Annotated in this window: 26 protein-coding genes and 1 pseudogene; 14 read left to right on the top strand and 13 right to left on the bottom strand. The window is 73.2% G+C overall.

Annotated elements, in window-relative coordinates; translation table 11 throughout:
• The first annotated feature begins 79 nt into the window (after window positions 1-79).
• On the top strand, window positions 80-826 hold the full coding sequence (fabG, locus tag Q8791_RS20840) for a 3-oxoacyl-ACP reductase FabG (RefSeq protein ID WP_330093435.1): 747 nt from the start codon (window positions 80-82) through the stop codon (window positions 824-826).
• A gap of 187 nt (window positions 827-1,013) precedes the next feature.
• On the opposite strand, the gene Q8791_RS20835 is transcribed toward fabG, so the two are convergent.
• Together Q8791_RS20835 and Q8791_RS20830 are read right to left on the bottom strand one after the other, a co-directional pair.
• On the bottom strand, window positions 1,014-1,205 hold the full coding sequence (locus tag Q8791_RS20835; protein WP_330093434.1) for a DUF397 domain-containing protein: 192 nt from the start codon (window positions 1,203-1,205) through the stop codon (window positions 1,014-1,016).
• A 13-nt stretch (window positions 1,206-1,218) separates the two neighbouring features.
• Window positions 1,219-2,058 (bottom strand): helix-turn-helix domain-containing protein, encoded by an 840-nt coding sequence (locus Q8791_RS20830; RefSeq protein WP_330093433.1) that lies wholly within the window; start codon window positions 2,056-2,058, stop codon window positions 1,219-1,221.
• 201 nt (window positions 2,059-2,259) lie between these two features.
• Between Q8791_RS20830 and Q8791_RS20825 the strand changes: the two genes are divergently transcribed.
• The 5 genes and pseudogenes from Q8791_RS20825 to Q8791_RS20805 all read left to right on the top strand — a co-directional run bounded on the left by Q8791_RS20825 (window position 2,260) and on the right by Q8791_RS20805 (window position 3,810).
• On the top strand, window positions 2,260-2,460 hold the full coding sequence (locus Q8791_RS20825; protein WP_330093432.1) for a hypothetical protein: 201 nt from the start codon (window positions 2,260-2,262) through the stop codon (window positions 2,458-2,460).
• Window positions 2,457-2,816, top strand: coding sequence for a hypothetical protein (locus tag Q8791_RS20820; protein ID WP_330093431.1), 360 nt, complete (start codon window positions 2,457-2,459; stop codon window positions 2,814-2,816). Before Q8791_RS20825 ends, Q8791_RS20820 begins: the two co-directional genes overlap by 4 nt.
• Window positions 2,813-3,043 (top strand): hypothetical protein, encoded by a 231-nt coding sequence (locus Q8791_RS20815; RefSeq protein ID WP_330093430.1) that lies wholly within the window; start codon window positions 2,813-2,815, stop codon window positions 3,041-3,043. The genes Q8791_RS20820 and Q8791_RS20815 overlap by 4 nt, the downstream gene beginning before the upstream one ends.
• Before the next feature lie 131 nt (window positions 3,044-3,174).
• Window positions 3,175-3,369 (top strand): annotated as a pseudogene (locus tag Q8791_RS20810) (BldC family transcriptional regulator); the annotation flags it as partial.
• A 192-nt stretch (window positions 3,370-3,561) separates the two neighbouring features.
• Window positions 3,562-3,810, top strand: coding sequence for a hypothetical protein (locus Q8791_RS20805; RefSeq protein ID WP_330093429.1), 249 nt, complete (start codon window positions 3,562-3,564; stop codon window positions 3,808-3,810).
• Window positions 3,811-3,919: 109 nt separating this feature from the next.
• On the opposite strand, the gene Q8791_RS20800 is transcribed toward Q8791_RS20805, so the two are convergent.
• Together Q8791_RS20800 and Q8791_RS20795 are read right to left on the bottom strand one after the other, a co-directional pair.
• On the bottom strand, window positions 3,920-5,017 hold the full coding sequence (locus Q8791_RS20800; protein ID WP_330093428.1) for an enoyl-CoA hydratase/isomerase family protein: 1,098 nt from the start codon (window positions 5,015-5,017) through the stop codon (window positions 3,920-3,922).
• Window positions 5,017-5,478 carry an acyl-CoA dehydrogenase family protein gene (locus Q8791_RS20795; protein WP_330093427.1) on the bottom strand — a complete coding sequence of 154 codons (462 nt, stop codon included), beginning with the start codon at window positions 5,476-5,478 and terminating at the stop codon, window positions 5,017-5,019. The genes Q8791_RS20800 and Q8791_RS20795 overlap by 1 nt, the downstream gene beginning before the upstream one ends.
• Before the next feature lie 98 nt (window positions 5,479-5,576).
• Between Q8791_RS20795 and Q8791_RS20790 the strand changes: the two genes are divergently transcribed.
• Window positions 5,577-6,944 (top strand): MFS transporter, encoded by a 1,368-nt coding sequence (locus Q8791_RS20790; RefSeq protein ID WP_330093426.1) that lies wholly within the window; start codon window positions 5,577-5,579, stop codon window positions 6,942-6,944.
• A 40-nt stretch (window positions 6,945-6,984) separates the two neighbouring features.
• Here the strand turns inward: Q8791_RS20790 and Q8791_RS20785 are convergent, their stop codons facing one another.
• Window positions 6,985-7,590 carry a TetR family transcriptional regulator gene (locus tag Q8791_RS20785; protein WP_330093425.1) on the bottom strand — a complete coding sequence of 202 codons (606 nt, stop codon included), beginning with the start codon at window positions 7,588-7,590 and terminating at the stop codon, window positions 6,985-6,987.
• Window positions 7,591-8,033: 443 nt separating this feature from the next.
• On the opposite strand from Q8791_RS20785, the gene Q8791_RS20780 reads away from it, so the two are divergent.
• Together Q8791_RS20780 and Q8791_RS20775 are read left to right on the top strand one after the other, a co-directional pair.
• On the top strand, window positions 8,034-9,137 hold the full coding sequence (locus Q8791_RS20780; RefSeq protein WP_330093424.1) for a WD40/YVTN/BNR-like repeat-containing protein: 1,104 nt from the start codon (window positions 8,034-8,036) through the stop codon (window positions 9,135-9,137).
• 1 nt (window position 9,138) lies between these two features.
• On the top strand, window positions 9,139-9,423 hold the full coding sequence (locus tag Q8791_RS20775) for a ubiquitin-like small modifier protein 1 (RefSeq protein ID WP_330093423.1): 285 nt from the start codon (window positions 9,139-9,141) through the stop codon (window positions 9,421-9,423).
• A gap of 269 nt (window positions 9,424-9,692) precedes the next feature.
• Here the strand turns inward: Q8791_RS20775 and Q8791_RS20770 are convergent, their stop codons facing one another.
• Window positions 9,693-11,039, bottom strand: coding sequence for a DUF418 domain-containing protein (locus Q8791_RS20770; protein WP_407942030.1), 1,347 nt, complete (start codon window positions 11,037-11,039; stop codon window positions 9,693-9,695).
• A gap of 141 nt (window positions 11,040-11,180) precedes the next feature.
• Here Q8791_RS20770 and Q8791_RS20765 point away from each other — a divergent pair, with 141 nt between their 5' ends.
• From Q8791_RS20765 to Q8791_RS20755, 3 genes are all read left to right on the top strand, one after another.
• Window positions 11,181-12,398, top strand: coding sequence for a sensor histidine kinase (locus tag Q8791_RS20765; protein ID WP_330093422.1), 1,218 nt, complete (start codon window positions 11,181-11,183; stop codon window positions 12,396-12,398).
• A complete protein-coding gene (locus tag Q8791_RS20760; RefSeq protein ID WP_330093421.1) occupies window positions 12,395-13,042 on the top strand; it encodes a response regulator transcription factor in 648 nt (215 codons plus the stop codon). Before Q8791_RS20765 ends, Q8791_RS20760 begins: the two co-directional genes overlap by 4 nt.
• 256 nt (window positions 13,043-13,298) lie before the next feature.
• Window positions 13,299-14,312: a zinc-binding dehydrogenase gene (locus Q8791_RS20755; RefSeq protein ID WP_330093420.1), complete on the top strand. Its 1,014-nt coding sequence runs from the start codon at window positions 13,299-13,301 to the stop codon at window positions 14,310-14,312.
• A gap of 280 nt (window positions 14,313-14,592) precedes the next feature.
• Here Q8791_RS20755 and Q8791_RS20750 read toward each other — a convergent pair whose 3' ends face one another.
• The gene (locus tag Q8791_RS20750) at window positions 14,593-16,023 is read right to left on the bottom strand and encodes an SDR family NAD(P)-dependent oxidoreductase (protein ID WP_330093441.1); all 1,431 of its coding nucleotides are present in this window, start codon (window positions 16,021-16,023) and stop codon (window positions 14,593-14,595) included.
• A gap of 354 nt (window positions 16,024-16,377) precedes the next feature.
• Between Q8791_RS20750 and idi the strand changes: the two genes are divergently transcribed.
• Both idi and Q8791_RS20740 read left to right on the top strand, forming a co-directional pair.
• Window positions 16,378-16,905 carry an isopentenyl-diphosphate Delta-isomerase gene (gene idi / locus Q8791_RS20745; RefSeq protein WP_330093440.1) on the top strand — a complete coding sequence of 176 codons (528 nt, stop codon included), beginning with the start codon at window positions 16,378-16,380 and terminating at the stop codon, window positions 16,903-16,905.
• 279 nt (window positions 16,906-17,184) lie between these two features.
• Window positions 17,185-17,907 (top strand): HAD family hydrolase, encoded by a 723-nt coding sequence (locus tag Q8791_RS20740; protein WP_330093419.1) that lies wholly within the window; start codon window positions 17,185-17,187, stop codon window positions 17,905-17,907.
• A 3-nt stretch (window positions 17,908-17,910) separates the two neighbouring features.
• On the opposite strand, the gene Q8791_RS20735 is transcribed toward Q8791_RS20740, so the two are convergent.
• The 6 genes from Q8791_RS20735 to Q8791_RS20710 all read right to left on the bottom strand — a co-directional run bounded on the left by Q8791_RS20735 (window position 17,911) and on the right by Q8791_RS20710 (window position 24,371).
• Window positions 17,911-18,210 (bottom strand): DUF6221 family protein, encoded by a 300-nt coding sequence (locus Q8791_RS20735; RefSeq protein WP_330093418.1) that lies wholly within the window; start codon window positions 18,208-18,210, stop codon window positions 17,911-17,913.
• A gap of 293 nt (window positions 18,211-18,503) precedes the next feature.
• Window positions 18,504-19,343 (bottom strand): glutamate ABC transporter substrate-binding protein, encoded by an 840-nt coding sequence (locus tag Q8791_RS20730; RefSeq protein WP_330093417.1) that lies wholly within the window; start codon window positions 19,341-19,343, stop codon window positions 18,504-18,506.
• A gap of 26 nt (window positions 19,344-19,369) precedes the next feature.
• The gene (locus tag Q8791_RS20725) at window positions 19,370-20,950 is read right to left on the bottom strand and encodes a hypothetical protein (RefSeq protein ID WP_330093416.1); all 1,581 of its coding nucleotides are present in this window, start codon (window positions 20,948-20,950) and stop codon (window positions 19,370-19,372) included.
• A 9-nt stretch (window positions 20,951-20,959) separates the two neighbouring features.
• Entirely contained in the window at window positions 20,960-21,682 is a 723-nt protein-coding gene (locus tag Q8791_RS20720; RefSeq protein WP_330093415.1) for an FHA domain-containing protein, read from the bottom strand.
• Between the two features lie 9 nt (window positions 21,683-21,691).
• Window positions 21,692-23,041, bottom strand: a complete 1,350-nt coding sequence (locus Q8791_RS20715; RefSeq protein WP_330093414.1) for a vWA domain-containing protein — start codon at window positions 23,039-23,041, stop codon at window positions 21,692-21,694.
• On the bottom strand, window positions 23,025-24,371 hold the full coding sequence (locus Q8791_RS20710) for a PP2C family protein-serine/threonine phosphatase (RefSeq protein ID WP_330093413.1): 1,347 nt from the start codon (window positions 24,369-24,371) through the stop codon (window positions 23,025-23,027). The genes Q8791_RS20715 and Q8791_RS20710 overlap by 17 nt, the downstream gene beginning before the upstream one ends.
• Window positions 24,372-24,387: the final 16 nt, after the last annotated feature.

The following is a 24,387-nucleotide window of genomic DNA, read 5'->3' as shown; positions in this document are numbered from 1 at the left end:
CGGCAGGGGCGGGTGGGCGGGGAGGCACTGTCCGAGATCACCGAGAGGGTAGTGACCAACCGGAGGGCAGGAAACAGCTGTGGGCAGAACAGTGCTGGTGACCGGCGGGACCAGGGGCATCGGGCTCGGTATCGCCAAAGGGTTCGCCGAGGCCGGGGACCGGGTGGTGATCGTCGGCCGCGACGAGGCCAGGACCCGCGAGGCCGCCCGGGGCGTTCCCGGGGCGCAGTGGGTGGTCGGTGATGTGGCCAAGGCCGCCGACTGCGCACACGTGGTGGAGCAGGTCGTGCGACTGACCGGGGGCCTGGACGTGCTCTGCGCCAACGCCGGCATCTTCCCCTCGTCGCCTCTGGTGTCGATGGGCGAGGACGAACTCGACCGGGTCCTCGACACCAACATCAAGGGCACCGTGTTGATGGTGCAGGCCGCGGTGGAGGCCCTGACGGCCTCCGGCCGGGGGCGGGTGGTGATCACCTCCTCCATCACCGGACCGCTGACCGGGTACGCGGGCTGGTCCCACTACGGGGCCACCAAGGCCGCCCAGCTGGGGTTCATGCGCAGCGCCGCCCTGGAACTGGCGCCCCGCGGCATCACCGTCAACGCGGTGCTCCCCGGCAACGTGCGCACCGAGGGCCTGGACGAACTGGGGGCGGACTACCTCGAACGCATGCGCGCGGCCATCCCGGTCGGACGCGTCGGCGAGGTCGAGGACATCGCCGCGGCCTGCGTGTTCCTGGCGAGCGCCGGGGCCTCCTTCATCACCGGGCAGTCCCTCGTGGTGGACGGCGGCCAGGTGCTGCCCGAGGACGGCCAGGCCTTCGGCTGAGCACGGCGGCAGGGTGCAGAAGACCAGGGGTCTCCGGCTCAGCAGACTCGTCCAACGTGAAACGACCCCGGCTTCTGCCGGGTCCTTCTCCCCCTACCCGGTGTCCGGGCGGCGGGATACAGTGATTTTGGAACGAGTACACGTAGGCCCCCAGGAGAAATCCTGGGGGCCTACGTCGCGCCCGGAGTCAGCCCCGGTCGGTCTTCAGGCTGCCAACGAACGCGCGCCACTCAGGAGTCTCGAACAGCAGATGTCCGTGACCGCGGTTCTTTGTGTCGCGGACTGCGGCCAGCCCCGGCGTGTCTGCGACCTCCACGCAATTCTGCTGCTGCGTGTACGAGGAAGTGCGCCAGGTGGCCTCAGCGGGGAACGAGTACATCGGCCGTCTCTCTCTATCGGATCATCTTCTTCAGGAACGGGATCGTCCGCTCCTCGTCGAGTGCCGACGTGCGGATGTGATCCCACAGTCGCCGGTACCGGGCGACCTCCTCCGCACGCTCCAGATACAGACCATCGGTGTACGTCTCCAAGTAGACGATGGGTCCGGCCGGTTCGGGGAAATCCAGGAGGACGAACGGTCCAGCGGCTCCAGCGTGGATCCCTGCGGCCGTCGGCAACACCTGAATGGTGACATTGCCCGCGGTGTCAGCGAGGTGCACCAGGTGTTCGACCTGTTCTCTCATCACGTCGGGTTCACCGGAGAGCCTCTGGAGGGCGTGCTCTTCGATCACTGCCCAGAGACGGGTAGGGGCCTCCCCGGAGAGGATCTGCTGCCTGCGGATGCGAGCGTCGACCGCACGTTGGATGTCTTCCGGGTCACGCCATAGGCGCGCTCGCTGCATGAGGCGGGCGGTCGTCGGGGTCTGGAGCAAACCCGGAACGCCGAAGCTCTCGTAGTTCGCGATCGCTGTCGCCTCGGCCTCAAGCTCGACATACGAGCCGGTGAGGATGTCGTCGTACCGTGTCCACCAGCCGCGCTGTTGGGCGTGGCGAACAAGTGTGAGCACCGCGTCGTGCCGGGGATCCTGCGGACTGACGCCGTAGGTCTCCATGAGCGCTCGGATCTCGACCACGCTGGGGCGTTTGCGTTCACCCGTTTCGATGTGTCCCAGCTTCGCGCGGGACCACTCGACGCGCTTCGCCGCCTCTTCCAGGGACAGGCCGGACTCGCGGCGCATCGTCCGCAGGATCGCGGAGAGTTGCCTCCGGCGAATCGTCGGGCTCGCTGCCACCGTGGCCTTCCGAGTGCGTTTGCGCTGCTGCTTTGACGTGCCGATCGTAGCCCTCCAGGCGAGAAAACGGACATTTAGCAATCTCAGGAGTAGCAATCTACTCCGTAGCACTTGAATCCTAGATTTCTAGGGTTCACTATGGGTGATGTACTCGTTCCTTGTCGCTCCCGTTCCAGAGCGACACACTTTCGAGGAGGCGCCATGTCGCGCTACCTGAACCCGTCGGCCCTGGTGGCCGCCCGCTACATCGCCTCGGAGGCCATGCGCCGCCGACGACCGCGCCGGGCGGCCCGGGTCCGGGCCTACGCCCCCGCCCGCTTCGCGCCCCACGCCCCCGCTCCGCGCGACGTCCTCGAAGCGGTCCTGGAGGGCCTGCACCGCCTGGAGGTGAGGGCGGCATGATGCCCCCGCACTGCGCCGAGACCTCCCTGGACCGGAACGGCATCCCCCGGTGCTGCGCCATCGAGGCAGGTCACGAGGGCGACCACATGGACCACCAGGGCCGCACCTGGGAACCCCCGGGCATCGTCCTCGTCCGCCTGCGCGAAACCTGGGGCAGCACCCACCGCATCATCTGGACCGGCCGCATGTGGATCGCCACCGCCCACCGGACCGACGTCCACTGGCGCACCGAGATCGAGCCCACCCCCGGCCAGCTGGAGACCAGCCTCCACGAGCACTCCCGGCCGCCCACCCGGACCCGCACTCCCTCCGCACCCCCGGCGCCAGGCACGGCAGGCACGGGGAGCACCCCGTGAGCCGACCGCGAAGAGTCCGCGCCCGCCCCTCCGCCGCCGACGCCCCGCTCACCCCCGAGGAACAGGCCGCCTACGACCGCCAGGGCGAGCTGATCGCCATGGAACTGCGCTGGGAGAACGCCCTCCTGCACACCGGGCACAAGATCCCCGCCACCATGGACGGAGTCCGCTGGGGCAACAGCGACGGCAGCCGCAGGGACGGCGACCGGGACCGCGAGGACAGATGACCGACCGAGACACCCGCGTCATGGCCCGGGCGGGGGACGCCGGGCGACGACCCGGTGGCCCCGCCCCCCGCGCATCCCGCCCTCACATTCGCAATCGCAACCGCAGTCGCTTCTAGCTGGAGAGCCGATCGATGACCCCCTCACAGTCCCTGCTGGACTCCGCCGAGGAACTCCTCACCCCCGGCGAGGTCGCCCGACTTTTCCGCGTCGACCCCAAGACCGTCACCCGCTGGGAGAAGGACGGCCGCCTCACCTCGCTCAGGACCCTGGGCGGCCACCGCCGCTACTCCAAGGCCCAGATCGCCCACGTGCTCAACGCCGGACCGGCGGGCACCGAGGTCGTCCGCGCCCTGGAGAAGGTCCACGCCCTCGCCCTGGAAACCGGCGCGACCGCCCACGCCGGACACATCGCCGACCTCATCACCACACTCCACAGGAACGGGTGACGCCGCTCTCCGACACCCGCCGCCCCGATCGGGGGAGCCGCGTATCCGGATCCAACACCACGAGAAGCCGCCATGGACAAGATCTGCCCGACCTGTCTGCAGCCCTGGACCGACTGTGTGTGCGTGGTCCCCGCCAGACAGAACACCGCGTCCGGCCCGGTGTACTGGTGCCCCTGGCCGCACCCGGTCCTGTCCCAGCAGCTCGGACGGCCGCTGCTGGAACCCTTCGACCGGGCGGTCGCGGCGGACCCCACGAAGGAGTTCTGCCGGGGCTGCTCCCAGCCCTGGCCGTCCTGCCACTGTGAGGGCGGACGCCTCTGACCAGGGCACGTCGCGACCGCCCGGCTCTCCCGCACGGGAGAGCCGGGGCGGACGAGAGGACGCCCCCGTGCCGGACGGCACGGGGGCGTCCCCCTCCACACGCGGTCCGTCATCCCGCCGCACCGGCCTCCGACGCCCTCGGGGCGGCCAGGCCCAGCGGGCCGTCGGGCGCGGGTGCGAAGTGGCGGGCGACGTCCTCGTCGGTGACCGCCTCCAGGGTGTCCGGCACCCACTTGGGCGAACGGTCCTTGTCGACCACCTGCGCGCGGATGCCCTCCACCACGTCGGGTGAGGCCAGCGCGGCGCAGGACACCCGGTACTCCTGCTCCAGGACCTCCTCCAGGCTGTGCAGCTCCCGGGCGCGCCGCAGCGCGGCCAGGGTCACCTTCACGGCGGTGGGCGACTTGCGGACGATGGTGTCGGCCGCCTCCGCCGCCTCCGGGTCCCCGTGGGCGCGCAGCCGCTCCACGATCTCCTCCGCGGTGTCGGCCGCGTAGCAGGAGTCGATCCAGTGCCGCCGGCCGTCGAGGTCCGACGCGGGCGCGGTCTCGGCGAAGCGGCCCACCGCCTCGGCGACCCCGTCGGCGGAGGCCGCCCCGGCGAGGGCTTCCGCCAGGGCGGACAGCCGCTCGGATGGCACGAAGTGGTCGGCCAGGCCCAGGTACAGGGCGTCGCCCGCGCCGACCGATCCCGCGGTGAGCGCCAGGTGGGTGCCGGTCTCCCCCGGGGTCCGGGACAGCAGGTACGTGCCGCCGACGTCGGGCACGAAGCCGATGGTGGTCTCGGGCATGCCGACGACGGTGCGCTCGGTGACGATCCGGACGGACCCGTGTGCGGAGACGCCTACGCCGCCGCCCATCACCACGCCGTCCATGAACGCGGCGTAGGGCTTCGGGTAGCGGGCGATGCGGGCGTTGAGAAGGTACTCGTCGCGCCAGAACTCGGCCGCTCTCCGGTCGCCGTCCCGGGCGCTGGCGCGGACGGCCCGGATGTCGCCCCCGGCGCACAGGCCGCGCTCCCCCGCCCCGTCGAGCAGGACCGCGGCGACCGCGTCGTCGCCCTCCCAGGCGGCGAGGGATGCGTGGAGGGCGCCCACCATGGCGTGGTCGAGGGCGTTGATGGCGCGCGGGCGGTTCAGGGTGAGGCGGCCGAGGTGCCCCTCGACCCTCGCCAGGACCGTGTCCCCAGCGGCTCCGGTGGCGGACATCAGGCGGCTCCCGTCAGCCCGCGAGCGATGATCAGGCTCATGATCTCGTTGGTCCCTTCCAGGATTCGGTGCACCCGCAGATCGCGGACGATCTTCTCGATGCCGTACTCGGTGAGGTAGCAGTAGCCCCCGTGGAGCTGGAGGGCCTGGTCCGCGACCGTGAACCCGGTCTCGGTGGCGAACCGCTTGGCCATGGCGCACAGGTGCGCCGCGTCGGGGTCGCCGTCGTCCGGCGCCGCGGCGGCCCTCCACAGCAGGGAGCGGGCCGCCTCCGGTTCGGTGGCCATCTCGGCCAGTCCGAACCGGAGCGCCTGGGCGTCGATCAGCGGGGTTCCGAAGGCTTCGCACCAGACTTCCCCCGCGGCTCTGTGGCACCACCATATAGTTGGACGTCCTACTAAATCCAGGGGCTCGCCCCGGGGGATCCGAGGCGATCGGACGACCGCACCGGACGGCGGCACGCGGTCACGGTCGGTGCCACGGCGTCACGTAGTGTGTCCGGCAGGCGCCGGCGCCCCCTCGCCCCCCGCGTAGCCGGAGCCGGGAAGGCCGGTGCACCGTGTCCCGTCCGCTCCCCGCCCCAGAGGCGGACCCGCCCCTGGGCCGCCGCTTCCGGGCCTTCTGGACGGCGGCCCTGGCCTCCAACCTCAGCGACGGCGTCGCGATGATCGCGGTCCCCTGGCTGGCGTCGTCCCTGTCCTCCGACCCGCTCCTGGTCGCCGCGGTGGCCACCGCCGGACGCCTGCCGTGGCTCCTGCTGGGCCTGCCGGCCGGTGTGCTGGTGGACCGCCTGCCCAGGGCCGCCCTCATGGTCTCGGCGAACGCGGCGCGGCTGGCGCTGTGGGCCCTGCTCGCGGTCGCGGTGGCCTCCGGATGGGCCTCGGTGCCGCTGCTGGCGGCCTTCGCGTTCTGCTTCGGCGCCCTGGAGGTCTGTTACGACACGGCGGCCGAGACCGCGGTGCCCGCGCTGGTCCCCCCGGATCGGCTGGAACGGGCCAACGGGCACCTGAGGACGGGTTCCCTGGTCGCCCAGGAGTTCGCCGGGCGCCCCCTGGGGGGACTGCTGATCGCCCTCGGGGTGTTCGTGCCCTTCCTGGTCAACATCGCGGCGCTGGCCGTGTCGGTGCTCGCGCTGCTGCGGCTGCGGACGGCCGCCCCGGCGGGAGAGAACGGCTCTGCGCCGGGGCCCGGCACGGCCGGCTTCCCCCGGGAGGGCGGGACCGGCGGCCCCCGCAGCACGACCGGAGCAGGCGGCCCCGGGGAGACCCGGGCGGCGGGGAAGCGGGGGCTGCGCGGAGTCGGCGCGGACGTGGCCGAGGGCGTGCGCGCGATCCTTCGGCAGCCACTGCTGCGCCTCGTCGCGGGCATCTCCCTCCTCGTCAACACCTCCTACGCGACCGCCCTGTCCACACAGGTCCTGTTCGTCCGGGAGACGCTGGGGCTGGGGCCCGCCGGGTTCGGGCTGCTGATGGCGTTCGCCGCGGTCGGCGGCGTGATCGGCGCCCAGAGCGTGGCGCGGCTGCGCGCCGCGCTTCCGCGCGGCGTCCTGCCGACGGCCTGCCTGGCGTCCGTCGGCGCCGTGTACGTCCTGATCGCGTGGCAGCCGCTGATCCCCGTCGTCGCCCTCGGGTACCTCCTGGCGAGCGGGCTGATCATCGGCTACTCGGTCTCCCTCGTCTCCATCCGGCAGAGGATCACCCCGGACCGGCTGCTGGGGAGGGTCAACGCCGCCATGCGCACGGTCGGCTGGGGAGCCAGTGCCGTGGGCATGGCGGCGGGCGGTGTGCTGGTGTCGGCACTGACCCCGTCGTGGGGGCACGAGGACGCGCTACGCGCCCCCTACGCGCTCATCGGGTTGGTGAGCCTGGCCGTGACGGCGTTCCTCGGCGCCCGGCTCACCCGTCTCGTGCGCGCGTACGACGGTTGACCCCCGCCCGGGCCCGCCCGGCGGCGGGGAAGCCCCCGGTTCAGGAGGCCGCCTGCCTTCCGAGGTCCCCCAGCATCAGGTGGGCCTCGTCCAGACGGGCGCCGAAGGACTCCGGCGTGCCGGCGAGACGCATGGCGGTCAGCTCGCAGGCCATGGCGGTGTGGGCGGCGAGCACGGCGACGCTCTCCGTCGTGCCGACCTCGGCGAGGGCCCCGGCCAGCCGGATGGCCCGCTCGTGCCGGGTGAGGAGGTAGCGGGAGCGCAGTTCGGTGCTCTCCCGGAGCAGGCGCACCAGGACCGCGGAGTGGGCGGGGGACAGGGCGGTGTGGGGCCGGGCGGCGGCGTTGGCCTCGCGGAGCAGGCCGACCGCGGCGTGCAGGTCGTCGCCCATCGGCTGCGACGCCTTCTCCCGCACGTGGTCGCACATGCGCTCGACCTCGGCGCCGTCGTCGGCGAACAGTACCTGTTGCTTGTCGCCGAAGTACCGGAAGAAGGTGGTGCGCCCCACCTCCGCGCGCTCCGCGATCGAGGCGACCGTGACGTTGTCGAATCCGTGTTCGGCGAAGAGTTGGAAGGCTGCTGACACGATCATGGCTCGGGCCTTACGCCGTTTGCGGGCGTGGAGCGTGTCCGGGGGGTGGTGCATGAGGCGACCCTATCGAGTGGGAACCTGGTTCTCCCTGGTACGCGGGACCATTGGGACGGTAGTCCTGAAACGCACAGTGAGGACCAGGGGAGCGGGAAGTCGTCTGGCCTGTTCTTCGTGAGGAGTGCAACCGCGGGGCACAGGCCGGAGCCCACGGGTACACCGGTTGGCCCGGAATGTTATTGCAGAGGAGTCTCGGTCGGACACCCGCCTTCCACTTGGCACGGAACCACCTGCCAGGAAAAGGTTCCCCTCTCACGGCGCTTATGCCTCCGAGGGGCGAACCATTTCCGGTCGGAACTCATTAAACACCGACGGTAAATCGTTCAGGTTCCTTACCAATGACTCCTTCCCAGGCCGGAACCCGGCACGCCCTTGCTTGCACCCCGAATGCGGGCCCGCCGTGTCAGAGTGGGAGCCTCGGTCGATTCTTGGAGTTGGTCATGGCATATCTGCTGGTCATCGGCACGCGCAAGGGACTCTTCACCGCCCGGAGCGAGGATCGGCGGGACTGGGAGGTGGAGGGACCCCACCGGCTCGACTCCGTCGACTACGCCAGCATGAGCGCCGTGTACGCGGTCGGGATCGACCCGCACAGCGGACGCCTGCTCGCCGGGGCGGAGAGCTCGCACTTCGGACCCAGCGTCTGGTACAGCGACGACCTCGGACGGACCTGGCACGAGCCCGTGGCCGCGCCCGTCGCCTTCCCCGAGGACACCGACACCTCCCTCGTGCGCGTCTGGCAGTTCGCCTTCGGCGACGAGCCCGGCACCGTGTACGCGGGGGTGGAGCCGCACGCGCTGTTCAGGTCGACCGACGGCGGGCTGGACTTCGACCTGGTCCGGCCGCTGTGGGACCACCCGCACCGGGCCAACTGGTTCCCGGGCGCGGGCGGCGCGGCCATCCACACGGTCCTGCCAGGGGTGCTCGGGGCGGACGACCGGTCCCCCGACGCGATCACGGTGGCCATGTCCACCGGAGGCGTCTACCAGACGCGTGACGGGGGCACGAGCTGGGCGCCCGCCAACCGCGGCATCTCAGCGGGGTTCCTGCCCGACGAGGAGCCCGAGTACGGCCAGTGCGTGCACAAGGTGGCCGTTACCCCGGACGGGTCGATGTACGCCCAGAACCACCACGGGGTGTACCGCAGCGCCGACCCCGACGGGGAGGGGTGGACGTCCGTGGAGGAGGGGCTGCCCACCAACTTCGGGTTCGCCGTGGTCGCCCACCCGCACCGGCCGCTCAGCGCGCTCAACTTCCCGGTGGTCAGCCAGGAGGTGCACCTGCCGCCCGGCCACCGGCTGTCGGTGTACCGGACCGACGACGGGGGCGACAGCTGGCGGCCGGACGTCCGGGGCCTGCCCGAGGACCCCTACTTCGGGATCGTGCTGCGCGACGGCGCCTGCACCGACGGCGCCGACGTGCCCGGCTTCTACTTCGGGACCCGCTCCGGCGACGTGTACACCTCCACCGATGGCGGGGACGGCTGGCACCAGGTGGCGGCGCACCTGCCCGACGTGCTGTGCGTCCGGGCGACGGAGGTCTGAGATGCGTGTGACGGTGCACCTGCCGGGGCTGCTGCGGGCCGACGCCGACGACGCCGCCCACGTCCCGGTCGAGGTCGACGACGACACCCCGCTGGGCGGGGTCCTGGACGCGCTCACCGCCCGGTACCCGGGGCTGGAGCGGCGCCTCCGCGACGAGCGCGGGGAGCTGCGCCGCTACGTCAACGTGTTCGTGGACGGCGACGAGTGCCGTGGCGCGGGCGGGCTGGCGGCGCCGGTCTCCGACGGGGCGAACGTGCGGGTGCTCCCCTCCGTGGCGGGAGGCTGACCTCCCGGACCTGCCGGACACGTCGCCGGCGCGGAGGGGCGTCGGCATCCGCGGGGCCCGATTCCCGCGAACGCGTCCGGACCCGCTCCGTCCGGGGCGCCGACGCCCGTGGGGCCCGTCCCCGCGAACGCGTCCGGCCCCCGCTCCGGACGGAGCGGGGGCCGTAGCGGGGACCGGAACCGGGACCGGAGCCGGGCGGGGACCGGAGCCGGGGCAGGGCCGGGGCGGGACCGGGGCCGGCAACGTCGTCCACAGGCAGGCCGACACCCCTACCGGGGCGCGCCCTCCTGGGGTTTGCTTGATACAGGGGGTCCCGAGGGCCCGTCGGCACCGTCCTGCCCCGGCACCGCGGCGCGACCGACGCGGCGCATCGGCACGGGCCCCAGGTAGGTCAGCCTCCGCCACACCCACTCCAGCGGGCCGAGCAGGAACCACCCGTTCCACAGTCGCGCGAAGGCCAGCGCCGCAACGAAGTAGGCCACCGCCAGGCCGTACTGCGCCAGCAGCGGGACCGCGGTCTCCAGCGGGCCCATCACCACCAGGAACACGGCGGTGCTGCCGAGGTACACCGTGAGGGTCATCCGGCCGAGCGGGGCGAGGACGCCCAGCGCGCGGGACGCCGTCCGGCCCCGGCGCACGAGCCACCACACCAGGCCCAGGTAGAACAGCGCCCCGCCACCGCCCATCAGCGTGGACGCCAGGGACACCAGCAACGGCGACCCCGGCGGGACCACCGGCATACCGTCGTCCCCGAGCACCGGGACGCCGTCGGCGCCCATCTCCATCGGGAAGAACGCGTCGGCGGCGAACATGGCGCCGTACCCGAGGACGTGGACGGCCAGTCCGGTCCAGAGCATGAGCACCGGCAGGCGGGACGGGAGGTCCTCCGCCCCCGGCGCGAGTTCGGGGCGCCGGGCCAGCCACACGCCCACGCAGAAGAACCCGAGCGTCTGCGGCACGTGCACGACCACCGACGTCCAGCTGTGCGGGCCGAGCGCGGAGTGGAGCAGGAACTCCGCGAACGGCGCCGCCGCGAACAGCATGAGGGCGGCGAACAGGGGGCGTCTTCCGGAGCCGCCGACCAGCAGCGGCATCAGGGGGGCCAGCAGGAGGGCCGTCAGGGCGTAGTGGGTGAGGATGTCACCGTCGAACACCAACAGGTGCGGCACCCCGAACAGCAGGCCCAGCACGGTGTAGCGGCGCAGCATCACCGCCGTCGGACGACCACCCCGTCGGACGGCGGAGCGCCAGGCCAGCACCGCCCCGACCCCGAGCAGGATCATCAGCATCGCCCGGGCCTTGCCCGACATGAGCAGGGCCAGCCCGGTGTCCACGGCGGAGGCCAGGAGGGTCCGGTCGCGCTCCCCCGCCATCTCCGCCGAGAACACGACGGCGGTCGCGTTCATCAGCACCACGCCGATCATCGCGAGCGCGCGGGCGATGTCGAGGAAGGCCACGCGCCGTGGCGGCCGGGGCTCGGCGCCCGTATCCGCCCCGGCGTCCGGCCCCGTCCCGGGCGCGGAGCCCCGTACCGGCTGCGGCACGTCCTGCGGATACCGGTCCTGCTCCGGAAACGGCCCCGGTTCTCCGGCGGCGCCCGGCTGTACGTCGGTCACGTCTGTCCCCCTCGTGTGCGGATGTCCAGGTTCGCTCCGGGGGTCCGCCGCGCACATCGACCGAACAGCCGAACGACTCCGCCTGGTGTCTCGTCCTTTCGACCGAGGGCGGCCGGGGCGGCGGCGTCTAGCCTGGTGCGCATGGCGTCGAACAGGTCCTTTCCCCCGCTCCGCGGTCCCCTTCCGGGGGTCGACGGCGTGATCGCCCGCCTCGTCCCGTGGGCCGTGGCGGGGGTGTTGGCGGTGGCCTGGGGTTACGACGTGGTCGGCACCGCCCGGAGGCAGACCGTTCCGAACTGGGCGGGGCCGCCGCACTCGTCCATGGACTACGTCCCGGTGGTCGCGGGAGCGGTCATGTGCGTGCTCGCCCTGATCGCCCTGCACCCGCGCGCGGGGCGGGGCCTGACCGCCGCGTGCGGGACCGCCGCGCCGCTCGTGATGATCATCGCCTCGGCCGTGCTGTTCCCTCTGCCCAAGGGCATGTTCGGATACGCGTTCGCGCCCTCGGAGATCCTGTCCGTCCTGGTCCTGCTGTCCCTGGCGGCGCTGCGCTGCCGCCCCTGGCAGATCGCCGCGGTCGCGCTGTGCGCGTGCGTGGCGGCCCTCTCCGACTTCCTGCGGGAACCGAACAGCGGGGGCTTCCTCTATCCGGCGCTCATGCTCGTGATGGCGGGCCTGGCTCCCGGCCTGTACCTGCGGTGGCGGGAGTTCCAGCGGCGGTCCCACATGGAGCGTGCGCGCTCCCATGAGCGCCTGGCCATCGCCCGCGACCTGCACGACGTGGTGGCGCACGAGGTGACGGGCATCGTCGTCCAGACACAGGCGCTGCGGCACGTCGCCGAGCGCGATCCCGGAGCGGTGCACGCCATGCTGCCGGAGATCGAGGCGGCGGGCGCACGCGCCCTGGAGTCCATGCGGGGGATGGTGTCGCGGCTGCGCGAGCCCGACGACGAGGTCCCCCTCGCCCCCGGCGTCTCCGAGGGCCTCGCCGGCCTGGAGGCCGCTGCCTCCGGCGGGCGACCGCGCGTTGCGGTGCGCTGGGAGGGGGACGTCGACGGCCTGCCCCCGACCGTCGGCACCACGGTGCTGAGGATCGTCCAGGAGTCCGTCACCAACGCGCTGCGGTACGCCCGCGGTGCGGCCCTGGTGGACGCGGTGGTCGAGGTGCGGGCGGACGGCGTCCGTGTGGAGGTCCTCGACGACGGCCGCGAGGCGACGGGGCCCGTCGGCGGCGGGTTCGGCCTCGTCGGGATGGCGGAGCGGACCCGGTTGCTCAGCGGGGAGCTGTCGGCGGGGCCGCGTGAGGGCGGACGGGGATGGCGGGTGCGGGCGTGGCTGCCGTTGGAGGAGGACGCGTGACAATCCGGGTGCTGCTCGCGGACGACCAGGGCATGGTGCGGACGGGGTTCCGGTACATGCTGAACGCCGAGGACGACATCGAGGTGGTGGGCGAGGCCGGAGACGGCCTGGAGGCGGTCCGGATGGCGCGGGAGCTGCGCCCGGACGTGACGCTCATGGACATCCGGATGCCGGGCGTGGACGGGCTGGAGGCCACCCGGCGGTTGGCCGGCCCGGGGGCGGCGGACCCGCTCCGGGTGGTCGTGGTGACCACGTTCGACCTGGACGAGTACGTGCACGCGGCGCTGGCCGGAGGGGCGGTCGGCTTCCTGCTGAAGGACGCGGGCCCGGCCCTGCTGATCGAGGCGGTGCGCGCCGCCGCCCGCGGCGACGCGCTGGTCTCGCCCCGGATCACGGTGCGCCTGCTGCGGCACTTCGCCGCGACGGCCCCGCGGTCCTCCCCCGAGGACGGCGGGCTCACCCCCCGTGAGCTGGACATCGTGCGTTCGGTGGCGCGGGGGCTGACCAACACCGAGGTGGCCGCGGAGCTGTTCGTCACGGTGAGCACCGTGAAGACGCACCTGGCGAGCGTCCAGGGCAAGCTCGGGGCGCGCAACCGGGTGGAGGTCGCCGCCTGGGCGTACCGGAGCGGGCACGTCACCTGACGGGTGTCCGCCGGCGCGGCTCCCCGCCGGCGCTCCGGAGCGGTGGTGCAGGGGCGGCCCTCTCCCCCGTCTCCCCCGCCTCGCCCGGTGCTGCGGGCCGGGGGTCGGGTCCGGCCGCTCCACGCCGGTATCCGTGGCCCCATCGGTGGTTCGACCCGATTCCGGCCCAGGCCCCGGTGTCGCCTTCGTACCGGTGCGGTCCTCCCCGATGATGTTCGGGAAGAGCACCCGCCCGTACCGACTGCGAGGTTTGCCCATGGCCACGATGCGTGCCGCCCGGCTCGACGTGAGGACCCTGACCCTGGAGGTCAAGGACGTCCCGCGGCCCGTTCCCGGTCGGGGCCAGGTCCTGGTCCGGGTGAGGGCGGCGGGCGTGTGCCTGTCCGACGTCCACCTGATCGACGGCACCCTCCGGCCGCTCCACCTGGAGGGCGACGAGGTCACCCTGGGGCACGAGGTGGCCGGTGTGGTCGAGGAACTCGGTCCGGACGTCGCCGTGAGCGGGGTCGGCGACAGGGTCGCGCTCCAGGCCGGCCAGACCGACCGGTCCGGGACGACCCTCACCCGGGGTGTGGACTACGACGGCGGCTGGGCCGAGTACGCGCTCGCCGACGAGGAGACCCTCGTCCCCCTCCCCGACGACCTTCCGTTCGACCAGGCGGCGATCATCCCCGACGCGGTGTCCACACCGTGGGCGGCGGTCACGTCCACGGCGGACGTCGGACCGGCGGAGGCGGTCGGGGTGTGGGGCGTCGGCGGTCTGGGCGCGCACGCCGTGAAACTGCTCCGCCTGGTGGGCGCGGCCCCGGTCGTCGCCGCAGACCCGGACCCCCGGGCCAGGGAGCGCGCCCTGGCCTACGGCGCCGACGCGGCCCTGGACCCGACGGCACCCGACTTCCTCGCGAGGGTCGGCGAGCTGACCGGAGGGCGGGGCCTCGACGCCGCCTTCGACTTCGCGGGCGTCCCGGCCGTGCGCGAACAGGCCCTCCGGCTGCTGGGCGAGCACGGCCGCCTGGTCCTCGTCGGTCTGAGCGACAAGCCGCTGGAGATCAGGAACAGCACCCGCTTCAGCTACCTGAAGCAGCAGGTCCTCGGCCACTACGGTTCCGAGCCCGAGCACGTGGTCCAACTGGTGGAACTCGTGGGCGCGGGCCGTCTGGACTTCGCCGACTCGATCAGCGGGACCTTCGGACTGGAGGACGCGCCGACGGCGGTGGAGCGGTTGGAGAAGCGGACCGGCTCCCCGGTCCGGCTCATCCTGGAGCCCTAGGCCGCGTTCCGCGGATCATTCCGGGCTCGCGTCCCCCAGGCTGCCTCTCGCTGCGCCGACTGCGCTTGGACAGCCAAACCCGGGCTGACCTGCGCTACTCGTCTTGCGAGAGATGGCCTGGAAGCCGCTCGCGTCGATCGGCGCAAGCGCCGAGTCAACCGAAAGCATCCACAGAACACGCCCTAGGCTCCGCGCCCCCGGGCGGCCGGGGGCGTTCTCCTCCGGGCCCCGCCGGGCCCCGGGGCGGGGTGGCCGGTCGCCGCGGCGGAGGCGCCCGCGCCTACCAGTTCGAGGGGGCGTAGTCCTTGAGGAAGCACCCGTGCAGGTCCTCGCCCAGCTCACCCCGGACGATGGGGTCGTACACGCGCGCGGCCCCGTCCTCCAGGTCGAGCGGCGCGTGGAAACCGGCCTCGGCCATCCGCTCCTTGTCCGGGTGCGGCCGCTCGTCGGTGATCCAACCGGTGTCCACGCTGGTCATGAGGATGCCGTCGGACTCCAGCATCTCCTCGGAGCTGGTCCTGGTGAGCATGTTGAGCGCGGCCTTCGCCATGTTCGTGTGGGGGTGGCCCGGGCCCTTGTAGCCGCGCCCGAACACCCCCTCCATCGCGGACACGTTCACGATGTAGGAGCGCCTCGCGGACGTCGCCGCGAGCGCCGGGCGCAGCCGGTCCACCAGCATGAACGGCGCACTCACGTTGCACAACTGCACCTCCAGCATCTCGACGGGGTCGATCCCGCCGATCCGCCGCGTCCAGCTGTTCTCCGCCGCGAGGTCGGGGACCAACCCGCCCGCGTCGATCGCCGTGCCCGCCCGCACCCGGTCGAGCGACGCCGACCCCGTGGTGAGCGCGAGCGACGTGAGCATCTGCGGCGTGAGCGCGTGCGGCGCCACGCGGCCTCCCCCGGCCTCCGTCCCGTCGGCGTCCCCGTCCCCCTCCAGTGCCCGCGGCCGCACACCGCCCAGCACCAGCGGCTCGGGCAGCCCTCCGCCCGTGAGCGGCTCCGCCTCGGCCTCGATCAGCGGCCCGTACGACCCCGGCGAACGCCGCACCGTCTGCGCGGCGTTGTTGATGAGGATGTCCAGCGGCCCCTGTTCCACGACCGAGTCGGCCAGGCGCACCACCTGGGCGGGGTCGCGCAGGTCGATGCCCACCACGCGGAGCCTGTGCAGCCACTCGCCGCTGTCCGGCATGGCCGCGAAGCGGCGCACGGCGTCGTTGGGGAACCGCGTGGTGACGGTGGTGTGCGCACCGTCCCTCAGCAGCCGGAGGGCGATGTACATGCCGATCTTCGCGCGCCCGCCGGTGAGCAGGGCGCGCCGACCGCTCAGGTCGGTGCGGGCGGCGCGGCGCTCCTTGTTGAACGCCGCGCACGTCGGGCACAGCTGGTGGTAGAAGGCGTCGACCTCGCGGTACTTCTGCTTGCAGATGTAGCAGGGGCGGGCCTTGCGCAGCACTCCCGCGAGCGCGCCCCCGGCCCCGCTGGTGAGGGCGCGGCCGTTGGTCTCGTCGTCGATCCGGTCGGGCGCGGCGGTGGCGGTGGCCGCGAACACGGCCTCGTCGTGGGCCTTCTGGGCGGCCTGCCGCTCCTTGCGCCGCTGCTCCTTGACGCTCTTGAACAGCTTGGCGGTGGCCCGTTGCAGGAGCGCCGAGTCCGGGTGGTCGCTGGGCATGTCACCGGCGCGGGCGAGGACGTCCAGGCACACGGCCATCTGGTCCGGGGAGATCCCCTTCCCCTCTCCCGCCGTGCCTGCGGGCGCCGTGCCGGTTCCGGGCGCCGGACCGCTGCCCGCCCCGTCGACCCGTGCGGCGCCGTGCACCGTTCCCGTCCTCGTCTCCGTCATCGTCTCCGTCACCGCTCCGCTGCCGTCCTGGTGCCCGCGCTCGCGGACCCTGTGGCGCCCGACTCGGGGCCATCAGGAACCTTATGCGCACTCGCACACCACGCGGGGCACAATCCAGTCGAAGGGACAGGTGACCATGGAGGATGACAGAGACGACGCATGGGACGTATCGGGCCCATGGGTAAGGGGAGATCCGTGACCCAGCCGAGAGCCACCCCGGACATGGCTCCCACCGGCCGCGAGCTCGTGGTGCTGCTCGACGAGGAGCACCGGCGGGTGGGGGTGGCCGACAAGGCCACCGTGCACACCCGGGACACCCCGCTGCACCTGGCGTTCTCGTGCTACGTCCTGGACGCGGACGGTCGGGTGCTGCTCACCCGGCGGGCCCTCGGCAAGACCACCTGGCCGGGAGTGTGGACGAACAGCTGCTGCGGCCACCCCGCGCCGGACGAGGCCTTCGAGGACGCCGTGCGCCGCCGCACGGAGCAGGAGCTGGGGCTGGCCGTCGTCGACGTGCGGCCCGCGCTGCCCGACTTCCGCTACAGGGCCGTGTCCGCCGAGGGGATCGTGGAGAACGAGTTCTGCCCGGTGTTCTGGGCCCGCGCCGACGGCGTCCCCGCCCCGAACCCGGAGGAGGTCGCCGAGTACGCGTGGGTGGAGTGGGCGGACCTGGTGGCGGTCGCCGCGCGCACCCCGTGGCTGCTGAGCCCCTGGGCCGTGGAACAGGTCCCCCGGCTCGACGCCCTCTGACCGCCTCGGCCGTCCCCGCCGTCCCCGTTACCCGCGCCGTCCCCGCCGCCCGCTGCGGGGCGGGGACCGGCCGCCCGCGGACCTCCGGGCGCGACGCCGACCGCGGGGCGGAGGGGCGGGCGGCACACGGGCCCCGGGAGGGCGGGGCGCAGGACGGGGGGCGCGACGGGGAGGGGCCCCGACCCCGGGGAGACGGAGTACCCGCCCGGAAGTGCTGAAGGCGGCCCGCCCTGGGTAGGAACCCGGCGGGTGCCCCCTCTTCCCCTGGAGCTGAAACCCATGTCAGAACCCCCCGCCGGGCGGTCGCACCGCCCTGCAGCCCTCGTCTTCGACGTTCTCGACACCCTCTTCCCCGTCGCCCCCCTGGAGTGGCGCTTCCGGGAGGCCGGCATCCCCCGGGTGCTCATGACCCGCTGGTCCGACCACCTGCTGCGGGACTCCTTCGCCCTGGCCCTGACGAGCGGTGAGGACGGGTACGAGGCCGACCGCACCTTCGAGGACGTGGTCCGGGGCGCCCTCCGGGACATCACCGGCCACCAGATCGCCCCGTCGGCCGAGGACGCGATCGTCGAGGGCATGAGCGGACTCGACCCCCGCCCCGAGGCCTCGGCCGCCCTCGCCGCGGCGCGCGACGCCGGGCTCGCGGTGGCGACCCTGGGCAACCACGACGACGTCCTGCCGCGTGCGCTGCTGGCCCGTGCCGGCCTGCTGGACCTGGTGGACCACGTGATCGCCGCGCGCCCCGCGAACGCCTGGAAGCCCGCCCCCGGCGCCTACCTCGGCGCCGCGCGCGCCCTGGAGGTCCCGCCGCAGCGGCTCGGCCTGGTCACCGGCCACGGCTGGGACGTGGCCGGTGCGCGCCTGGCGGGGCTGGTCACGGGGTGGTCGGGACACCTGGAGGGGCGGTTCCCGTCGCTGTTCGCCCCGCCGGACGTCTCCGGCCGGGACCTCGCCGAGACGGTCGACCGGCTGCTCGACCTGCCGGCCGCACCGGCTCCGTAGGGGTCAGCCCTCCCAGGACCGGTCGTACTCGGGGTGGGTCCGGTAGACCGCGGCCAGGTACTTGACCGCCAGCCTCCAGGCCAGGAGCTCGGACCAGGGGTCGCCGCCGACGGCGGCCCCGTGGGGTTCGGGGGTGAGGCTGCGCATGCTCGCGTGGTGCGCGTCGGCGTACCCGCGGACGATATTGCGTTTGGCCGCGACCTCCGCCAGCGCCCGATCCCGTCCGCGTGCTCCGACGGGAACGGCCTTGGACGCGCGTTCGTCCTCGTCCAGACGCGCGTTCAGGAACTCGACGATGGTCAACGGACTACTCCTCTTCGGTCCCCCCACTGCCCTGCACAGGGGTTGTTGTCTTCCAAGTGTCCAGGTCGGGCCGCTCCGGTCGCCCCCGAGCGGGCGCACGGTCGGCCCCGGTCGGGAGCCCCGTGCGGGTCGCGTCCGCGCCCTGCCCCGGAGCTCCCCCCGCCACCGCCGACCGACAGGAGTTACCCCGGGATCGGCGCCCCACACCTTCCGGTGCGAAGGGGACCACCGCGAGGGTACGGGAGCCGCCCCGCAACCGTCCGCCGGAGACCGCGAGGGGCCGCACGGCGGCGTCAGACGCAGCCCTCGAACTGGGGAACACTCGTCACCACCTGGAGGCCGGTCTCCCCGAACCAGGTGTCCAACAGGTCTGCGGCCGTCCCGTCCTGGTACATGGTGCTGATGGCCTTGTTCACGGCCTCGCAGGCCGCCACGTCCCCGTACGGAAGGCCCACACCGTACTTCTCGTCGGTGAAGGGGTTGTTGACGAACCGGAACGCGGAGGGGTCCTCGGCCAGGAAGCCGGCGAGGATGAGGTTGTCCGTGGAGACGGCGTCCACGTCCCCGTCCCGCAGGAGTTCGATGCACGCGCTGTAGCTGGGCGCGTCCGTCTGGACGACGTCGATCCCGAGGCCCTCGGTGATGCGGACGGCGGAGTTCGACCCCTCCCCCTGGCAGACGTCGAGCCCCTCCAGGTCGCGGACGCCCTGGATCCCGGTGGCGTCCGCGCGCACGAGCACGTCCTGCTTGGCCACGTAGTAGGGGCCGCCGAAGGTGACCTCGGTCTTGCGGGCCGGGGTGATGGAGTAGGTCGCCACGACCATGTCCACCTCCCCGTCGTCCAGCTTCTGCTCCCGTTCGGCGGAGGTGACGGGCACGAACTCCACGTTCTCCTCGGGGATGCCCAGCTGCTCGGCGATGTACAGGGCGACGTCGACGTCGAAGCCCTCGAACCCGCCGTCCCCGTCCTCCAGACCGAGACCGGGCTGGTCCGCCTTGACGCCCACGGTCAGGGAGGTGGCGTCGAGGAGCGACGCCTCCTCGCCCAGCACCGCCGAGCAGGCGGGCAGTCCCGACACCGCCGCCGCGGCCAGGGCGGCCGCGGCGACGGTGCGACGGTGTCGAAGCATCATCGGCCTGTTCCTTGTCTCTCGTGGGGTCAGCGGTACTCGGCCAGCCGGGGGCGCACCCCGAGCGCGACGAGGGCCAGCAGCGCGAGCACACCGGCGGGCAGCAGCCACCCCCACGGGGCCAGCGCGGCGTCACCGCTCTCGATGCCCTCGGTGAACGCGCCCCTGTGCAGGTCGGTCAGCTCGGTGAGCGCGACCTCGTAGGTGCGGAAGGTGCCGTTCTCGGCGTGGGCGATCTCCATCCGGATGGCGACGGCGGAGTCGAGGTCACCCTCCCGCGCGGCCTCGCGCAGCGCGCGGTCCTCGCCCTGGAAGTCGTTGTAGGAGGCCAGGACGTCGGCGAGCGCGGCCTCCTGGCCCGGGAGCAGCGCCTCCTGGGCGTCCTCCCCCAGGTAGCCGAGTGTGCCCGGGTCCTCCGGGTCCGCCCCGTCCGATCCCGGGAGCTCCGGGTACGCGGCGGCCACCTCGTCGATCGCCTCGTAGTAGGCGTCCAGGTTGTCGGCGGGCCGGAACAGCACCTGCTGCGCCCGTTCCAGGTACACCTGCTGGTAGTTGTCGGCCAGGGTCGGATCGACCAGGTAGCGGCTCTCGTCGGCCTGCATGTCGGTGGCGATCGCCCCGGCCCGGGACAGCGCCATCGCGGTGTCCAGGCCCTCCTCCTTGGCGGCGCTCTGGTGTGCGCCGCCGGAGACCAGGGAGAGGACCACGCCGACGGTGAGCGCCACCGTCCCGGCTGTCGCGGCGAGCAGCGGGGCGTTGAAACGGCGGCGGAAGCGCACCCGCAGGTACAGCTGGAGGCCGGCCAGCGCGATGGTCGTCACCGCGCCGACGGCGCCCACCCAGGCCAGGCCGAGCGCGACGGACGACCGGCCCTCCTCGTGGTTGACGCGGACGATCGCCGACGAGTCCAGCCCCAGGTTGAACGCCTTGGGCAGGAGTTCGGCGTGCATCAGCCGGGTGGCCTCGCGGTACGACTCCAGCGCCGCCGTGTCCGCCCGCCCCGGAGGCGCCTGCGCCTCGTCGTTGAGGAGCCGCGCCTCGGCGGCCAACTGCTCGTAGACGCCCAGCCCGTCGAGGACGGCCTGCACGTTGCGCTCCCCCACGGGTTCGCCCTCGGTGAGCGAGGCGGCCTGGAGCAGGGCCGCGTTGGCCTTGCCCCGGCTCTCCTCGTACCGCTCCATCGCCTCGTCACGCCCCGAGCCCAGGTCGTGGTCGGTACCCATGAGCAGGACGTCCGCCATCTGGGCGTCCATGTCGGCGAGCGAGAGGTACAGGTCGGTGGTCGCCATGGCCTGCGGCCCGGCTCCGCGTCCGAGCACGTCCAGGCTCGCGCGCGCCTGGTTGAGGGTGAAGGTCGCCGAACCGAACAGTCCGACGACGGACACCACGCACACCACCGTCAGCAGCCACACCCGCGCGGGGGTGGTGCCGAGCCAGAGGCGCGTGCGGGCCAGGCGGGCACGCGCGTAACCGCCGGTCCGCCGGGGGGAGGGGGCGGGCACCGGTCCGGCGCCGGCGGCCCGGCCGCCCCGCACCGGGGGCGCCGGGGCCGGGTCCTGCGGCGGCCCGGAACCGGGAGGGCGCCGTGCCTGGTCGGAGTCGGGGGGCATCAACGGGGGTCACCCCTTCTGGACGATGATGACGGTCCATGCGCCGACATAGATCCGATCGCTGTCATTGAGGGGCACCTCCACCTTGCGGGGGATCGTGTTGGCGGTCCCGTTGATCATTGTCCCGTTCGTGGAGCCCGGGTCGACGATCGCCCAGGTCCCGTCGGGCCCGGCGACCAGGATCGCGTGGATGTGGGAGACCGCGGGGTCCCCTCCCGGTCCGCCCAGGTCGATCTCGGGCGTGAAACCCCTGGACGCGCTGCGTCGACCGATGTGGAGCCGGTCGCCCCTGAGGTTCACCCGGCGCTGCCTGTTCATGGCGGGGAACGAGATCTGGGCGGGGTCGAGCATGCCCTGGTCGACCATGTACTGGTAGTAGGCGGGGTCGGCCGTGATGACGGCACGCCACTGCGCCGCGGCCGGGGCCTCGCCGGGACCGGAGTGTCTGCGCACGGGGCTGTCGGGCTGCGAGGCGAAGTCGTACCCGCACTCCTCGCAGAAGCGCCCGGTGCGGGAGGTCGTGCACTCCGGGCAGGGGCCTCCCCGGGGCGCGGCGGAGGGCCGCCTCGGCGCAGGGGTGCGGGGCGGGGCCTGCGGTGGGAACGGTGACGTCGGGGGCGGGGGTCGGTACGGCTGGGGCGGCGGCGAGGGGGAGTACGCCTGGAGGCGCAGCCCGCAGGTGTCACAGAAGTCGGTCGCCGTCGAGTGGTGCCCGGAGGGGCAACTCGGCATGGGTCCCTCCTACCCGGGGCCGGGGGCGTCGTCGGTTCCGGGCCCGTTCTCGGGCCGGGTCCGTACGGTCCGGGTCGAGTTGGTGTCCAGGGTCATCTCGTCGACCTTGTCGACGCTGGTCTTGAGGCGGACGGTTCCGGTGACCGGGTCGATGACGTCGACCACCTTCCGTAGGAGCCTCGCGGTCTCCTGGTTGCCCGTCTCCTCCGCGAGTGCGACGGCTCGGCCCAACCGCGTGGTGGCGGTGCCCCCGTCCCCGTCCCGACGGGCCGCGAGCCCGTCCTGAATGGCCTGGGCCAGTTCGACCTGGCCGGTGTAGTGGGCGACCCGCGGGTTGATCTCGGTGGCCCTGGCCTCGTCCGCCGTCCACTCCGCGAGGATGTTCCCGGAGGCGAGGACCTGGTCCTCGGCCCCTCCGGAGCCGGGGAGGACGACGCGCACCCACCCGGCGCGCAACTGCCGCCCCGGGTCGCCCGTGGGAACCTCCACGCACACGTGGTAGTCGCGGTTCTCCGTGCCCCACGATCCCGTGGGGTAGTCGCCCGCCTGGGGAGCCCGCTCCACCGAGCGGTGGGTGAGGTCGCGCACCGTGGGCGAGACCTGCTTGACGTAGCGCACCACGGAGTTCTGGGGGGTCCACAACCGCAGGACGACGTCCGCGACGGCCTTGCCCATGGACGCCTGGGCCATGGCGCGGAAGTCGGCGACCAGGTCGGCGGGGTCGGCGATGATGCCGGGGCCTCCGCCGAGCAGGGCGGAGTCGATACGGCGGAGCTCCTCGACCTTCCAGTCGGTGCCCACGCCCCGGCAGTCGCACACGAACCGGCCGGTGACCTTCCGCAACGCGTGCTCGAACTCCTCGGTGAGCTCGTTGTTCTGCCCGTCGGTGAGCAGGATCGCGTGCTTGATCCCCTCGTCCACGGTGGCGAACAGCTCCCCCGCCAGTTCCAGCCAGGTGCCCATCCGGGTGCCGCCGTCGGCGCGCATCCGGCCGATCGCCTCCAGGGCCGCGGCCCGGGTGGTGTCGTCGCACTCGGCGAACCGCCGCTCCCCCTCGGGGAAGGCCATCCGGGCCTTGCTGCCGCCGCTGACCACGGCGAACCTGACCCCCTCGCGCAGTGCCTCGACAGCGGCGCGGGCGGCGCGCTTGGCCTCGTCGAGCTTCTCCCCGTACATCGAACCGGAGGTGTCGACGATGATCACCTCGGAGGCGCGCACCGACGACCCCACGAGCACGGGGCTGCGGGAGGTGACGCTGACGACGGCGTGCACCTCGCGCCCGCCGATGGGCAGGAACCTGTTCTGGTCGACGTCGATCCGGAACTCCGGTTCGGCGGATCGGTCAGTCCTGTTCGGCACGGAGCCCCCCTTGTGCACCGGGTACGGGGATGAGGACGGCGGTGATGTTGTCCTTGCCGCCGGCCCTCAGGGCGAGGCTGACATAGGTGCGGGCGGCCTCGTGGGGTCTGGTTCCCGCCCCCGGCACGGCGTCCGTGAGGGACTCCGCCTCGGGGTAGTAGTTCCACAGGCCGTCGCTGCACAGCAGGACGGTGCCCGGTCCCGTCGGGGTGACGGTGGAGATGTGCGCGTCGATCTCGCCGGAGTCGGCGCCCATCCACGCGATGAGGGCGTGCGCGTTGGCCGATCTCATGGCCTCGTCGCGGGAGAGCGCCCCCATCTGCACCATGGCCTCGCTCCAGGAGTCGTCCCTGGTGAGCAGGGTCGAGGCACTGGACTCGGGCCCTCCGGAGAGCCAGTAGGCGCGGCTGTCGCCGACCCAGCCGACGGTGACCGTCCCGGCCGCGGGGTCGACGACCGCGGACACGAACGTGCAGGCGGGCGCGGAGTCCAGCGACTCGGCGATCCCCGCGACGGCCTCGGCGGCCCTGGTCATGGCCACACCGGTGGCCTCGCGGGGGTCGGCTCCGCGCCGGATCTGTTCGGCGAGGACGGTCGCCCCGGTCTCGGCGGTGACCCGGGAGGCCTCGTCGGACCGGGGTGAGCTGGACACGCCGTCGCAGACGACGGCGCAGACGGTGCCCGGAGCGCGGGCGTCGTCGGCGGCGATGACGCGGATGGCCATGGCGTCCTCGTTGCGCCGGTGGCGCAGCCCCCGGTCGCTGACCCCGACGGCGGCGCGCGTGCGCACCTCGACGTGGTCGCGCCCGGTGGGCTGGAGGAAGCCGCACTTCTCGCAGTAGCCGTCGCTGACCCGTCCGGGGCACCACACGCACATGTCGGGGTTGGTGGGCTGGACGGGGCTGCTGCCGACGGAGGGCGGCGGCCAGTCGGGCGCCGTCCCGGGCGGCGCCGCCGCGGGCCGGGGCGTCACCGAGTCGCGGCGCATCGACTGGGTGGTGAACGAGTCGGACCGTCCCCCTCCCGTACCCGCCGCGGGACCGGCGGTCGCACCGTTCAGGCTCACCTGCGGAGCGGTCGGTCCGCCGTCGGACGGGACGAGGCCGGGGCGGGAGCCGTCACCGGTCCGCCCGCCGTTGCCGCCGGGCGTGCCCGAGCCGCCGCGGGTAGCCCCCGACATGCTCTGCTGCGGGGCCGTCCGCACGTTGTCGGTGTGCTCCACGGGAGCGCTCCTCACTCCTTCCGGGAGGGGGCGTCCGCACCCCTCGCAGAAGACGTCGCCCGCCGCCACTCTGTCCGAGCAGGCAGGGCAGGTCCGCACCGTTGTCATCGCCGTTCCCTCGATC

It is taken from the genome of Nocardiopsis codii, assembly GCF_036327455.1.
Taxonomy (GTDB): domain Bacteria; phylum Actinomycetota; class Actinomycetes; order Streptosporangiales; family Streptosporangiaceae; genus Nocardiopsis; species Nocardiopsis codii.
The sequence above is the reverse complement of the archived record's forward strand: the minus strand, read 5'-3'. Positions and strand labels throughout refer to the sequence as shown.

Bases quoted from the DNA above. Each gene is read 5' to 3' on its own strand.
- Q8791_RS20835 (WP_330093434.1), bottom strand. From the start codon at position 1,205: ATGTACTCGTTCCCCGCTGAGGCCACCTGGCGCACTTCCTCGTACACG.
- Q8791_RS20825 (WP_330093432.1), top strand. From the start codon at position 2,260: ATGTCGCGCTACCTGAACCCGTCGGCCCTGGTGGCCGCCCGCTACATC.
- Q8791_RS20820 (WP_330093431.1), top strand. From the start codon at position 2,457: ATGATGCCCCCGCACTGCGCCGAGACCTCCCTGGACCGGAACGGCATC.
- Q8791_RS20805 (WP_330093429.1), top strand. From the start codon at position 3,562: ATGGACAAGATCTGCCCGACCTGTCTGCAGCCCTGGACCGACTGTGTG.
- Q8791_RS20800 (WP_330093428.1), bottom strand. From the start codon at position 5,017: ATGTCCGCCACCGGAGCCGCTGGGGACACGGTCCTGGCGAGGGTCGAG.
- Q8791_RS20785 (WP_330093425.1), bottom strand. From the start codon at position 7,590: ATGCACCACCCCCCGGACACGCTCCACGCCCGCAAACGGCGTAAGGCC.
- Q8791_RS20780 (WP_330093424.1), top strand. From the start codon at position 8,034: ATGGCATATCTGCTGGTCATCGGCACGCGCAAGGGACTCTTCACCGCC.
- Q8791_RS20775 (WP_330093423.1), top strand. From the start codon at position 9,139: ATGCGTGTGACGGTGCACCTGCCGGGGCTGCTGCGGGCCGACGCCGAC.
- Q8791_RS20765 (WP_330093422.1), top strand. From the start codon at position 11,181: ATGGCGTCGAACAGGTCCTTTCCCCCGCTCCGCGGTCCCCTTCCGGGG.
- Q8791_RS20755 (WP_330093420.1), top strand. From the start codon at position 13,299: ATGGCCACGATGCGTGCCGCCCGGCTCGACGTGAGGACCCTGACCCTG.
- Q8791_RS20750 (WP_330093441.1), bottom strand. From the start codon at position 16,023: ATGGCCGTGTGCCTGGACGTCCTCGCCCGCGCCGGTGACATGCCCAGC.
- idi (WP_330093440.1), top strand. From the start codon at position 16,378: ATGGCTCCCACCGGCCGCGAGCTCGTGGTGCTGCTCGACGAGGAGCAC.
- Q8791_RS20740 (WP_330093419.1), top strand. From the start codon at position 17,185: ATGTCAGAACCCCCCGCCGGGCGGTCGCACCGCCCTGCAGCCCTCGTC.
- Q8791_RS20730 (WP_330093417.1), bottom strand. From the start codon at position 19,343: ATGATGCTTCGACACCGTCGCACCGTCGCCGCGGCCGCCCTGGCCGCG.
- Q8791_RS20725 (WP_330093416.1), bottom strand. From the start codon at position 20,950: ATGCCCCCCGACTCCGACCAGGCACGGCGCCCTCCCGGTTCCGGGCCG.
- Q8791_RS20720 (WP_330093415.1), bottom strand. From the start codon at position 21,682: ATGCCGAGTTGCCCCTCCGGGCACCACTCGACGGCGACCGACTTCTGT.
- Q8791_RS20710 (WP_330093413.1), bottom strand. From the start codon at position 24,371: ATGACAACGGTGCGGACCTGCCCTGCCTGCTCGGACAGAGTGGCGGCG.